Source organism: Caulifigura coniformis, from assembly GCF_007745175.1.
In the GTDB taxonomy this organism is placed as follows: Bacteria; Planctomycetota; Planctomycetia; order Planctomycetales; family Planctomycetaceae; genus Caulifigura; species Caulifigura coniformis.
On sequence record NZ_CP036271.1, the window covers coordinates 3,858,082 to 3,870,294 of the forward strand.

Genomic DNA, 12,213 nt, shown 5'->3' on the forward strand with positions numbered 1-12,213 from the left:
ACCTTGACGTCGTTCCTGGGCGGTGACCGAGTTTGGCCGAGTGTCGTCAGGCTGAAACGCAGCGTCGCACTTTGGATGACGGGTGCGGCCGTAGGGGATGTTCACGGGATTCCGTAGTAACTGCTTGCGAATGCAGGTGTTGCAGGATTTGCGATGTTCGCGGTCCGCGATGGCACCGCCGCTGCAATCTCTTTCTTCCGTCCCCACGAGGGACGCCACAAACAATCACGCAGGAAGCGTGTTCATCATAGTTCGAGGCAGACTGACGGGGACCGGCCGGCACACCACCGCCCGTCCCTGGCTTCTGCTGAGACTCAGATGTCGGACGGCGATGCAAGTGCATCGCCGGTGCAGACGTCTGGAGATGCGGAGCGTTATTCGGAGACCGCCACTCTCCAATGATCGTGAAGCAGCGAGATTTTGTCCCGTTCAGTCAGCCCGCAACGGTGTGAAATCGCTGTCCAGCAATCAATGAATGCGCTCCGCGTCTCCAGTCGCCTGCTTGTTGGAAACGAGCGGTCGTCTCTTCCCGGACGATGACTGATGACGACGGCGTCGCCCTGTCAGGACGACTCGTTGCGCCGGCAGAACATCCCATCGCGAGGAATATTATGCTGCCTGTGATCGGCTACTCCCTGCCATGTCACGCCCTCGAATGCCTGTCAGATCCGGCGGTCGAGGCCGTCGACATCCTGTTCGACAACAGCCTGGATGCAGGACGCGTTGCGGCTCTCCACAGTCGGCATCCGTTCGGCGTGGTGAACTTCGATCTCGGCTCGCTGGCTCTCACGGAAGACTTCCAGGCGTGGCGCAGGCAGCGCCAATCGCTGGGGCAACTGGCCGCTGCCGGTTGGGGAACCACCGTCAGCGTGAGCCTCACTGCCCAGTCTCCCGAACCGGGCGACGACACGACGCTCATCCGGGTTGTGGAACTTGTCCGCAGCCTGCAGGCCAGTTTTGAAGGTTCGCGTCTCTATCTGGAGATCGTGCCGGCGGTGAAAGAGCCGGCCACTCTCCAGCGTGACGCCGATTTTCTGGTGGACGTTCTGCAGAAGACGGGGTGTGGCTGGCTGCTGAACGTCGCCGATACGTATGCCCGCAGCAGGAATCTCGGGTTCGACCCGTATGACCAGATCGCGGAGGTCCTTCCCTCCGCGACGAATGTCCTGATTCGCGCCTCTTCAGTCCGGTTTGAGAAGCGCATCGGCGCTGTTGTGACCGTGACTGAGGGCGCGATTCCGGACGAGGTCTGGTCGCTGCTGCGTCATTCACTGGTGCTCGGGATCCACAAGACCCGGGCAGTTGTGTTCTCCGGCCGTGAGAGACGGGGAGGCGAAACGCTGCGAAAGAGCGATCTCCGCCACGCACGGTTCATCGTTGACCGTGTGCAGGGACGGCAGCGCATGTTGAAGCAGCAGGGGAGCGTTCGCGATTTCCTGGCCCGTGGCACGATTCGGCACGAATAGTCGCCGTCGTGCTGGGCCGGGTTCTCCGAACCCACCGTCCGCAAGAAAAAGAAAAGGCCCGAGGGGACTCTCGATCGAGTCCCTTTTTTGTTCAAGACTCAGCAGGGCGCAAGACGCCCTGGGATTCACAGAGTCGGATTGTTGGCGACAGCGGCGAACATCGGAGCGTTGCCGTATCCGGGAGCCATCGCGGTTCCGCCGACGGGGGCTGCATAACCGACCGGGCCGTATCCACAAGCGCCGCCGGGGCATCCGCCCATCGGAGCGACCTGGCCGCAAGGGCTGCAACCGCCGCCGTATCCGCCGTAAGGATGGAACAGGTGGCTCAGGCAACCGCAGCAGCCGGAACCGGAGACGGACAGCGCGAGGCCGACAATGGCGAGGGTGAAGCGTTTCATGGGTCTCATCCTTGAAGGGCGGGGCCGTCAGTGAACCTGCAGGAACACAGAGGCTGGGGCGATGCCGGATTCGTTCCCAATGCTGGCCGTGGCGTCACAACCGGAAGCAGGAGACGGAAACTGGCGGGCTGAAGTGAGGGGTCTGAGGGGAAGTGAGTTGTGCAGGTGACTCGAGAACCGAATCAGGACGCTGCGGCGGAGTGTTTATCCCGACCGGCAATTTTTGGTCAATAGTTTTTTTGAAAAACGGCTCAAGTTCAGCGGCTCCTAAGCCGACGGCGCGGCCCGAGATCTCGCACGCTGAGTTCTAAGTGCTGTCTCTCGCGGGGGATAGCCTCTCGGTGCGCGCTCTGCGAATTTGTGGAGAGCGGGGAAACCCGCAGGGTCTTCGGGCGACGTTTTTCAAAACTGCTCTATACTCCGGCCGCGCTTTTCCTCTCAGCCCGTTGCCGACTCCATGCGAAACGTTGACGCGACCCGTCCTCTTTCTGATCTCTCTCTTGCCGGCCGTCGGGGCGCGGTTTTTCCTGGAAGCGATGTCCCGGATCGCCCGCTCGAGGACCTGATCCCGGCGAAGTACCGCTCCAAGACGCTCCCGCCGCTGCCCGAGGTGACTGAGCCGGACGTCGTCCGGCACTTCGTGAACCTGTCCACAAAGAACATGTGCGTCGATACGCACTTCTATCCACTTGGCAGCTGCACGATGAAGTACAACCCGAAGCGCCACGAACGCGTTTCGCGGTTCGCCGGGCTCGGAGACCTGCACCCCTATGCGCGGCCGGAGGACAGCCAGGGCCTGCTTCAGATGATGTTTGAAATGCAGCAGATGCTCGGAGAAATCGCTGGGCTGCCGGCAGTGACGCTCCAGCCTGCCGCCGGTGCCCAGGGGGAGCTGACGGCTCTTCTGGTGGCTGCGGCCTATTTTCGCGACCGCGGCGAAGAGCGAACGAAAGTGCTGTTTCCCGCCAGCGCCCACGGAACAAACCCGGCCAGCGCCGCACTCGCCGGGTTCGAGTGCGTGCAGCTCAATAAATCGGTCAACGGCTTTGTCGACCTGGAAGAACTCAGGGAAAAGCTCGACGACAAGGCCGCTGTCTTCATGATCACAAACCCCAACACCCTGGGGCTCTTTGAGAAGAACATCGCAGAAATCTCGCGGCTCGTGCACGAAGCCGGCGCGCTGGTCTATATCGACGGCGCCAACATGAATGCCATCCTGGGCATCACCCGACCGGGTGACTTCGGCGGCGACATGATGCACTACAACGTCCACAAGACGTTCACCGGACCTCACGGCGCCGGTGGCCCCGGGGCAGGGCCGATTGCGGTTCGTCCGTTTCTGGCCGACTACCTTCCGGGGCCGATCGTGACTCAATCGGCGGATGGTCGATTCGGTCTGGAAACGCCTGCCAGGTCGATCGGCCGGGTTCGCTCGTTCTTTGGGAATGTCGGAATTCTGCTGCGAGGGTACCTCTATCTGAGGACGCTCGGGCCGGGCGGAACGAAGGCGGTTTCGGAAACGGCCGTGCTGAACGCCAACTACGTGATGGCAACGCTGAAGGATGTCTTTCCGGTTCCGCATGGTGATCGCTGCATGCACGAATTCGTCGCCTCGGCCCGGTCCATCAAGGCGGAACGTGGTGTCACGGCAATGGATATCGCGAAGCGGCTGCTCGACTACGGGTATCACGCCCCGACGGTCTACTTCCCGCTCGTCGTGCAGGAGGCGTTGATGATCGAGCCCACGGAAACGGAATCGAAAGAAACGCTCGACGCGTTCGCCGCCGCACTTCGGAAGATTGTCTCCGAGAGTACCGAGACCCTGAAGGGCGCTCCGCATACGTCGACCATCAGCCGCCCGGATGAAGTCGCCGCCGGACGGAACCCCGTCGTGTGCTGGGGCGGGGCGTGCGAGCCGGTGCCGGTCGGGGTATAGTGTTGACCTTGTCCTCCCCCAGGGGAGGGCGATGCGCGGGCGGACTGCGAATGGCATCTCCGCCGGCAGTTTCTGCGCGGCGGAGATGGCTGTTAAAACGCCTTGTACGGCTGCAATTGCAGCCGAAGATGACACTCAGTGACGGGAAAGAACTTTTTCCCAAATGAGAACTGAGCGGTTTCGCCGAAGAGTCGCTTCCACTTCGCAGCGGCGCGAGTATATGTTCGCCCCATCAACTACTCGTGGCTGATGGATGACGAGCTGACTGCGCCGGTCGCTGTGTCCTTTCGACCGAGTCTAAGCAGGCAGTGATCCCCGTCGATGAGACGATCGGTCGCCCCTCTGTGGGCGGTTGATGCGCCGCTTGCAAAGCTCAGCTACGTTTCAGCAACGTTGTTACGCCGCAACTTTGAAGGTTCGTGAAGGTCCGAGAGGATGGCCCAGGTCTTTCATCCGCTGGCGAATGCACTCGCCAGAACGACAATCTTCGGCGCGGTTTTTATCGCGCTCGGATTGCTCGCGACCATCTACGCCTTTTCGACGTCCGACTACGCCACCCAGGCGCACGTCGTTCGGGCGCAGCCGGTCGAATTCAGCCACCAGCATCACGTTGGCGGGCTGGGGCTCGACTGCCGCTACTGCCACAGCACTGTCGATAAGCAGGCTTTTGCCGGTATGCCGGCCACGGAAGTCTGCATGAGCTGCCATTCGCAGATCTGGTCGGACAGCCCCAAGCTGGCCAAGGTCCGTGAAAGCTTCAAGACGGGCAAGCCGCTCGAGTGGACCCGTGTCACGGACGTCCCTGACTACGTTCACTTCGATCACAGCATTCACGTGACGAAGGGGATTGGCTGTGCGGAATGTCACGGTCGCGTCGATCGCATGCAGATGATGTCCCGCGAGCACTCGCTGCACATGAAGTGGTGTCTCGACTGTCACTGGACGCCCGAAAAGCACGTTCGTCCCCGAAGCGACGTCTTCAAGATGGCGCTCGCTTCGCCGACGCCTGAGGAGTCCAAAGAACTCGTCGAGAAGTATCGCCTGAAGGCGCCGACTCATTGTTCCGCCTGTCACTACTGAGATCGACGGGCAGGTTGATCGCATTGAAAGAGCCGGCCGGCCCGCGAGCCGTTCCAACGCACTGATGTCAAACCCCAATCCCCAAACCCCGACCCTTGATCGCTGGCGGACGCTGACGGATATCCATCCGGAGCTGCCGATCATCGACCCGCCGGTCAATCACCAGTTTGACCTGATCAAGCTGCGCGCGGGGTTTGACCGCCGGCATTTTCTCGAAGTCATGGGCGCATCGATGGCGCTCGCGGGGGCCACGGGGTGCCGACCCCAGCCGACCGAGACGATCGTTCCGTATTCGAAGCTCCCCGAGCAGATCGTCCCCGGACGCCCCCTCTACTTCGCGACCACTTTTTCCGATTGCGGGCGGACCCTTGGCCTCCTGGTGGAAAGCCATGAAGGCCGGCCGACGAAAGTCGAAGGGAATCCTGCACATCCCGCCAGCCTCGGGGCGACGGACGCTGTCTCCCAGGCATCGATTCTCTCCCTTTACGATCCGGATCGCTCCCAGGGGGTGAAGCGGATCGACGAAATCAGCACCTGGGAAGCCTTTCTCGCCGACCTGCGTGACGCCCTGCGGGCCCAGAGTGGGCGCCAGGGAGCAGGGCTCCGGATTCTGACGGAAGCCGTCGTCTCGCCGACCCTTGGCCGGCAGGTCAAGGAACTGGTCGCTCAGTTCCCGGCTGCAAAGTGGCATCAGTACCAGCCAGGGCATGCCGATGGCGCGTTTCAGGCGCAGCAGAAAGCCTTTGGCCGGAATGTGACCGTCATCCCGCGGTTTGATCGCGCGGAAGTCGTGGTCTCGCTCGATGGAGATTTTCTGGGCGGCATGGACGGCAGTGTGGCGAACACGCGGCACTTCATGTCGCGCCGCGACGTTTCCGCAGGTCAGAAGGCACTGAATCGTCTGTACCTGGCCGAAACCTCGGTTTCGACGACCGGTACGATTGCCGATCATCGCCTGCCGGTCTCGCCTGGCGGGCTGGTCTCGGTCGTGCAGTTGCTGGCGTCGCTTTCCGGCGTCGCCGGAATGGAAGGCGTGAAGCCGGTCGGGCTCAGTGAACAGTCGATCGGGTGGGTCGGTGCCGTTGCAGAAGACCTGAAGGCCCACCGCGGGACATCGCTCGTCATCGCCGGCGACAGCGCTCCCTGGCAGGCGCATCTCGCCGCCTACCTGCTCAATGACCTCCTCGGCAACGTCGGCAAGACGGTCGAATACATCGATCCCGTCGAGGTCGAGCCCGCCGATCACGGGGCGTCGATTGCCGATCTGTACGGCGACATGACGGCCGGCAAAGTCGAAGTGCTGCTGATCGTCGGCGCCAACCCGGTGTACACCGCTCCGGCCGACTTCGACTTCAAGTTGGCTCTGAAGAACGTCAAGAGGCTGGTGGCCCAGCTGAGCCCCTACGAAGACGAAACGTCTCCGTACTGCCACTGGCATCTTCCCCAGACTCATTTCCTCGAGAGTTGGAGCGATGCCCGCGCCTTCGACGGCACGGCCAGCATCGTTCAGCCTCTCATTGCTCCGCTGTTCGACGGCATCTCGGCGCATCAGTTCCTTTCGGCCGCGACCGGCAAGACCGTCGTCACCGCTTACGACGCCGTTCGGGAAACCTGGAAGTCGCTGGGTGGAGAAGGGGGCTTTGAAGGAGCTTGGCGGCAGTCGGTGCATGACGGAGTGATCGCGGACACGGCTTCAACGGCGATTGCCGTCACCCCCAAGGTCAGCCCAGAGGATCTGGTGGCTCTGCAGACGGCATCTGCGGCGGCGACCGGAACCTATGAAGTCAAATTCGCTCTCGATCCCACGATTCTCGACGGTCGATTCGCCAACAACGGCTGGTTGCAGGAGCTGCCCAAGCCCTGGACGCGCCTGACCTGGGACAACGCCGCACTGATTTCGCCTCAGATGGCGAAGGAACTGGGCGGAGTCCGCGAAGGCGACCGCATCGAGCTGAAACTCAAGGACCGCTCGGTCGTCGCGCCGGCATGGCCGACCCCCGGACATCCGGACGGTGTCGTCACCCTGCACTTCGGCTACGGGCGTCAGGCCGGCGGCAAGCTGGCCAGCAAGTTCGGCTTCAACGCCTATGCCCTCCGCTCCCGCGATTCGATGAGCGTCGCGACCGGTGTCACGGTTGATGTGAAGGGGGGGCGCGAGAAGCTCGCCTGCACCCAGACGCATCACAGCATCGAAGGCCGCGACATCGTCCGCACCCTCACGCTGGACGATCTGACGAAAGGCGGAACAGGTGCTCCTCCCCACTTCCACGATCTCGGCGAGAAGCCGCCGTCACTGTATCCCGACTGGGAATACAACGACCGCAAGTGGGGCATGGTGATCGACCTGTCCAGGTGCGTCGGCTGCAATGCTTGCGTGCTGGCCTGTCAGTCGGAAAACAACATCCCGGTGGTCGGCAAGTCGGGCGTCCTGATGGGACGCGAGATGCACTGGCTGCGAATCGACCGGTATTTCAGCGGCGCGGAGGACAACCCGCAGGTGCTCCAGCAGCCAATGCTTTGCCAGCACTGCGAGCATGCACCGTGCGAAACGGTTTGCCCCGTGGAGGCGACGACGCACAGCCCGGAAGGTCTCAACGAGATGACCTACAACCGGTGCGTCGGCACCCGCTACTGCTCGAACAACTGTCCGTACAAGGTCCGTCGGTTCAACTTCCTCAATTACGTCGACAACACGCCATTGCACGAACTGTCGGCCAACCCCGACGTTACAGTGCGAACACGCGGCGTGATGGAGAAATGCACGTACTGCGTACAGCGGATCAGTGCCGTGCGAATTGAGGCCTCCAAGGAATCGGCGATCACTGGCCAGCCTCAGAAAGTCGCCGATGGCTCCGTCGTGACGGCATGCCAGGCCGCCTGTGCCGCTCAGGCGATCGCCTTCGGCGACCTGAACGACAAGGAAAGCCGCGTCGCGAAGTGGGCCGCATTGCCGCACAACTACGGCGTGCTTGCTGAACTGGGAACCAGGCCACGCACGACGTATCTCGCCCGAGTGACGAATCCGAATTCCGCTCTCGCCAAACCGGCAGAACAGACACACGCAGGAGGAAGCGGCACGGCCGCGGCACTGTCATGAGCGAGCACCAGCACGCAACCGCGACCGTCGCCGATGAGGGGCTCATCCCGACTCCGATTCTGGAGCCGGGACACTCCTACGCGACCGTCACTGACCAGATCAGTTCAATCGTCCTTCAGAAGGGATTGAAGAAAGGGTGGCTCTTCGGATTCACCCTCTCCTTCGCCCTGCTGATGATGCTGATGTACACCCTCTGCTACCTGGTGGCGACGGGCATCGGCATCTGGGGCAACAATGTCCCCGTCGGCTGGGCGTTCGACATCGTGAACTTCGTGTGGTGGGTCGGTATCGGCCACGCCGGCACCCTCATCTCCGCCGTGCTGCTCCTGCTCCGTCAGGAGTGGCGGACCTCGATCAACCGCTTCGCGGAAGCCATGACGCTCTTCGCGGTCGCGTGTGCAGGCCTGTTCCCCCTGTTCCACATGGGGCGGGTCTGGTGCTTCTACTGGCTGTTTCCGTATCCCAATACGATGGGCCTGTGGCCTCAGTTCCGCAGTCCCCTGATGTGGGACGTGTTCGCGGTTTCAACGTACGCCTCGGTCTCGACGCTGTTCTGGTACGTCGGCCTGATTCCCGACCTCGCGACACTGCGTGACCGGGCCCAGAACAAGTTCGCCAGGATCACCTTCGGGTTCCTGTCGCTCGGCTGGCGCGGGTCGGCCCGGCACTGGCATCGCTATCACGTCGCCTATCAGCTGCTCGCGGCCATCGCCACGCCGCTGGTCGTTTCTGTGCACACCGTGGTGAGCTTCGACTTCGCCGCCGGCATCGTCCCCGGATGGCACAACACGATCTTCCCGCCCTACTTCGTGGCAGGCGCCGTTTTCTCCGGTTTCGCCATGGTGCTGACGCTCGCGATCCCGCTGCGGAAGTTCTACGGACTGGAAGACTTCATCACCGCCAAGCACCTCGACAACATGGGCAAGATCGCACTTGCGACGGGGTTGATCGTGGCCTACGGATACCTGGTCGAAGCCTTCGGCGGGCTGTACAGCGGCAACATCTTCGAGGAATACCTCGTTGTCGATAACCGGATGCTCGGGCCCTATGCCCCCGCGTACTGGATGCTGATCCTGTGCAACATCATCACGCCGCAGTTCCTGTGGTCGCACAAGATCCGGTCCAGTCCGATGGCCCTGTTCATCATCTCGATCATCATCAACATCGGGATGTGGCTGGAACGCTTCGTCATCGTTGTCACGAGCCTCAGCCGCGACTTCCTGCCGTCGTCCTGGAAGATGTACACCCCGACCGTCTGGGACTTCACGACCTACATCGGTTCGCTCGGGCTGTTTTTCACGCTGCTGTTCCTGTTTGTTCGCGTGCTCCCCGTCATCTCGATTTTCGAAATGCGGGAGCTGGTCGAAAAAACGTCGTCCACAAACGGCAACGGCCACCACTAACGATCCATGTCCGCCGAATTCATTGCACCTGATCCCGTCTACGGCGTGATCGCCTCGTTCGCCGAGCCCGATGAGCTTCTGCGCGCATCGAAGGCGTCGCGCGAGGCCGGTTACAAGGTGATGGACGCGTTCACCCCGTTTCCCGTCCACGGGATCGAGGAAGCCCTTGGCATCCCGCGCACGAAGCTGCCGCTTCTGGTGCTCGCCTGCGGCATCGCCGGGGCGCTCGCCGGATACGCCCTGCAGTACTACTGCGCCGTGATCGCCTATCCGCTCAATATCGGAGGCCGGCCTCTGCACAGTTGGCCGGCGTTTATCCCGGTCACCTTCGAAACCACGATTATGGGGGCCGCGTTTTCCGCGGTCTTCGGAATGCTTGCGTTCAACGGCCTGCCGACTCCTTACCACCCGGTGTTCAACGCTCCGGAGTTCGGACTGGCGAGCCGCGACCGGTTCTTCCTGTTGATTGAAGCCCGCGACCCCAGGTTCGACGCGGAGGAAACGCTCCGTTTCCTCCAGCAGCAATCTCCATTGCAAGCGAGCGTCGTGCACCGATGAATTCACGATCAGAAAACGTCCGGCTTCTCACTGGATCGCAAAAGCGTGCCTGCGCCGCCCGCGCGCCCCTTTCTCGCAGAAGTCGGGCTTTGAGCCCGCTCCTGCTTCTCATGGCGTTCGCCGCCGGCTGCCATCAGGACATGTACGACCAGGCCAAGAAGGAATCGCTCGAAGCGAGCGCTTTCTTCAAGGACGGTCGGACCGCCCGGCCGCTGGTTCCCGGGACGATCGCTCAGGGCCAGCTCGAAACCGACACGCCAATGTTTACGGGGCGGCAGGACGGTCAGTTCGTCGACTCGCTCCCCATGCCGGTCAGTCAGGAACTGCTGGCGCACGGGCAGACGCAGTTCAACATCTACTGCACACCCTGTCACGGAAGCATTGGCGACGGAAACGGCATGATTCCGGCGCGCGGCTTCAAACGGCCTCCGTCATTTCATATCGAACGGCTCCGCGGCGCCCCGGTGGGACATTACTTCGATGTGATTTCCAACGGCTTCGGCGCGATGCCGGTCTACAAGAACCGCATTTCTCCGCAGGACCGCTGGGCGATCATCGCCTATGTCCGGGCTTTGCAGTTCAGCCAGTTTGCACCGGTCGACGCTCTCAGCCCGGCCGACTTGAATGCCCTGAATAACCCCGTGCGAGGAACGACCGATGCTCCTCGCCAGTGAACCTGTAATGTCCTACGTGCTGGCTTTTGCCGACACCGCGCATGCTGCTGAACACGCCGCCGGGAGCCACCCGGTGGCGAGCGTCCTGCTGCGGGGCTACCTGATCGCCTGGCTGTTCTGGCTGGGCGTCAGCCTGGGCGGGTGCGCCCTGACCTGGCTGCATCACCTGACCGGCGGGAAATGGGGCAGGGCGATCCGCCTCGAGTTGACGGCGGCCGGGCAGACGCTGCCCCTGCTCGCCATCGGCGTGATTCCCATCCTGCTGAACCTCCCCGCGCTCTACGAATGGGCCCGGCCAGAGGTCGTCGCGCACGATGCCCTGCTGCAGAAAAAGGCGTTGTGGCTGAACACATCGTTCTTCGCCATTCGCTCGGTCCTCTATTTCGTCGTCTGGGTTGCTCTGGGCGCCTGGATCACGCAATTGCGTCGCAAGGCGCAGGCCAACCCGACCTTCGAGCACGAGCACTCGCTCAGGTTCTTCAGCGCGATGGCCCTGGTGGTCTACGGCATCACGGTCACCCTCGCGGCTGTCGACTACAGCATGTCGCTTGAGCCGCACTGGTATTCGGGCATTTACGGCGTGATCTATATGGTCAGCCAGGCCCTCGCCGCACTCGGGTTTGCCACCGCCGTCGGATCGACGCGCAGCGCGTCGAAAGATCCTGCTCCATTCGTGACACGCGATCTCGGCAACCTGATGATGGCGTTCACGATGCTGTGGACCTACATGAACCTGTCGCAGTTCCTGATTATCTGGATGGGCGACCTTCCTGAAGAGAATGTCTGGTACCTGCACCGCCTCGACGCCGCGAACGGCGGCTGGATGTGGCTCGCGCTGGTCTTGATTTTCTTCGGCTTCGCCGCACCGTTCTTGACGCTGCTCAGCTCTGCTGTGAAGGAAAGCCGTAAGTTCATTGGCCTCGTCGCGATCTGGATCGTGGTTCTGCGGTGGTTCGACATCGTCTGGAACGTCGAGCCCGCGTTCAGCAAGTTCGATCCGGCCACCCTGACGTCGCATGCCATTGTGGCGGCTGCGATGGGGGCCGTGTGGATGGTCGTGTTTTTCTGGCGACGGGGGGCACTCAAGAATGATTTCCCCTATGAACCTCCGGTCGCGGTGGAGGGACACTAATGGTTGAAACTCCTGCCGACGTCAGCCCGCACGCAACGGCTCACGAAGAGACGGACGTCAACGTCCGCGCCCTCAAGACATTCCTGATCTGCCTGGTCGTCTCGCTGAGCGTGACCGCTCTCCTGGTCTACTGGCAATACCGGCGGGCTGAGGCACTGGCGCTCGCGAACGATCCGCCGCCGTCCCCCCGGGCGGATGAGCGAACGACGCTCACCGGCCCCGGCCTGCAGATCAACGAACTTGGAGACGGTGCTGAGTTTCGCCGCGGGCAGGAAGCCGAACTGAACTCGCTGGCCTGGGTCAGCAAGGAGGAAAAGCTCGTCCGGATTCCCGTGAGCCAGGCTATGGAGCACGTTGCAAAACATGGCCTGCCGAAATGGCCCGCTCCTCCCGCTCAGCCGGCGCCTGGCGCCAATCCCTAGTCCCGTTTTCGGCGACCACAGCGGCCGCCCACCGACCAGAACTTCAA

The 12,213-nt window shown here is 62.3% G+C and carries 10 protein-coding genes; 9 read left to right on the plus strand and 1 reads right to left on the minus strand.

The features are described 5' to 3' along the window. Positions 1 to 611: 611 nt before the first annotated feature. On the plus strand, positions 612 to 1,466 hold the full coding sequence (locus tag Pan44_RS15580) for a multinuclear nonheme iron-dependent oxidase (RefSeq protein WP_197453358.1): 855 nt from the start codon (positions 612 to 614) through the stop codon (positions 1,464 to 1,466). A gap of 125 nt (positions 1,467 to 1,591) precedes the next feature. Here the strand turns inward: Pan44_RS15580 and Pan44_RS15585 are convergent, their stop codons facing one another. After that, positions 1,592 to 1,864 carry a hypothetical protein gene (locus Pan44_RS15585; protein WP_145030940.1) on the minus strand — a complete coding sequence of 91 codons (273 nt, stop codon included), beginning with the start codon at positions 1,862 to 1,864 and terminating at the stop codon, positions 1,592 to 1,594. A 457-nt stretch (positions 1,865 to 2,321) separates the two neighbouring features. Between Pan44_RS15585 and gcvPB the strand changes: the two genes are divergently transcribed. The 8 genes from gcvPB to Pan44_RS15625 all read left to right on the plus strand — a co-directional run bounded on the left by gcvPB (position 2,322) and on the right by Pan44_RS15625 (position 12,166). Beyond that, on the plus strand, positions 2,322 to 3,800 hold the full coding sequence (gene gcvPB / locus Pan44_RS15590; RefSeq protein WP_145030941.1) for an aminomethyl-transferring glycine dehydrogenase subunit GcvPB: 1,479 nt from the start codon (positions 2,322 to 2,324) through the stop codon (positions 3,798 to 3,800). Positions 3,801 to 4,235: 435 nt separating this feature from the next. Beyond that, positions 4,236 to 4,880 carry a cytochrome c3 family protein gene (locus Pan44_RS15595; RefSeq protein WP_145030942.1) on the plus strand — a complete coding sequence of 215 codons (645 nt, stop codon included), beginning with the start codon at positions 4,236 to 4,238 and terminating at the stop codon, positions 4,878 to 4,880. 64 nt (positions 4,881 to 4,944) lie between these two features. Further along, positions 4,945 to 7,977 carry a 4Fe-4S dicluster domain-containing protein gene (locus tag Pan44_RS15600; protein ID WP_145030943.1) on the plus strand — a complete coding sequence of 1,011 codons (3,033 nt, stop codon included), beginning with the start codon at positions 4,945 to 4,947 and terminating at the stop codon, positions 7,975 to 7,977. Then, positions 7,974 to 9,380: an NrfD/PsrC family molybdoenzyme membrane anchor subunit gene (gene nrfD, locus Pan44_RS15605; protein ID WP_145030944.1), complete on the plus strand. Its 1,407-nt coding sequence runs from the start codon at positions 7,974 to 7,976 to the stop codon at positions 9,378 to 9,380. Before Pan44_RS15600 ends, nrfD begins: the two co-directional genes overlap by 4 nt. Before the next feature lie 6 nt (positions 9,381 to 9,386). After that, positions 9,387 to 9,938, plus strand: coding sequence for a DUF3341 domain-containing protein (locus Pan44_RS15610; RefSeq protein ID WP_145030945.1), 552 nt, complete (start codon positions 9,387 to 9,389; stop codon positions 9,936 to 9,938). 110 nt (positions 9,939 to 10,048) lie between these two features. After that, on the plus strand, positions 10,049 to 10,612 hold the full coding sequence (locus Pan44_RS15615) for a c-type cytochrome (RefSeq protein WP_197453359.1): 564 nt from the start codon (positions 10,049 to 10,051) through the stop codon (positions 10,610 to 10,612). A 7-nt stretch (positions 10,613 to 10,619) separates the two neighbouring features. Further along, a complete protein-coding gene (locus tag Pan44_RS27445) occupies positions 10,620 to 11,744 on the plus strand; it encodes a hypothetical protein (protein WP_197453360.1) in 1,125 nt (374 codons plus the stop codon). Next, positions 11,744 to 12,166 carry a hypothetical protein gene (locus Pan44_RS15625; protein WP_145030947.1) on the plus strand — a complete coding sequence of 141 codons (423 nt, stop codon included), beginning with the start codon at positions 11,744 to 11,746 and terminating at the stop codon, positions 12,164 to 12,166. Before Pan44_RS27445 ends, Pan44_RS15625 begins: the two co-directional genes overlap by 1 nt. Positions 12,167 to 12,213 lie beyond the last annotated feature (47 nt).

Excerpts from the sequence above, each read along its gene's own strand:
- Pan44_RS15610 (WP_145030945.1), top strand. The coding sequence starts at position 9,387 with ATGTCCGCCGAATTCATTGCACCTGATCCCGTCTACGGCGTGATCGCC.
- nrfD (WP_145030944.1), top strand. The coding sequence starts at position 7,974 with ATGAGCGAGCACCAGCACGCAACCGCGACCGTCGCCGATGAGGGGCTC.
- Pan44_RS15600 (WP_145030943.1), top strand. The coding sequence starts at position 4,945 with ATGTCAAACCCCAATCCCCAAACCCCGACCCTTGATCGCTGGCGGACG.
- Pan44_RS15595 (WP_145030942.1), top strand. The coding sequence starts at position 4,236 with ATGGCCCAGGTCTTTCATCCGCTGGCGAATGCACTCGCCAGAACGACA.
- Pan44_RS15615 (WP_197453359.1), top strand. The coding sequence starts at position 10,049 with ATGGCGTTCGCCGCCGGCTGCCATCAGGACATGTACGACCAGGCCAAG.
- gcvPB (WP_145030941.1), top strand. The coding sequence starts at position 2,322 with ATGCGAAACGTTGACGCGACCCGTCCTCTTTCTGATCTCTCTCTTGCC.
- Pan44_RS27445 (WP_197453360.1), top strand. The coding sequence starts at position 10,620 with ATGTCCTACGTGCTGGCTTTTGCCGACACCGCGCATGCTGCTGAACAC.
- Pan44_RS15580 (WP_197453358.1), top strand. The coding sequence starts at position 612 with ATGCTGCCTGTGATCGGCTACTCCCTGCCATGTCACGCCCTCGAATGC.
- Pan44_RS15585 (WP_145030940.1), bottom strand. The coding sequence starts at position 1,864 with ATGAAACGCTTCACCCTCGCCATTGTCGGCCTCGCGCTGTCCGTCTCC.
- Pan44_RS15625 (WP_145030947.1), top strand. The coding sequence starts at position 11,744 with ATGGTTGAAACTCCTGCCGACGTCAGCCCGCACGCAACGGCTCACGAA.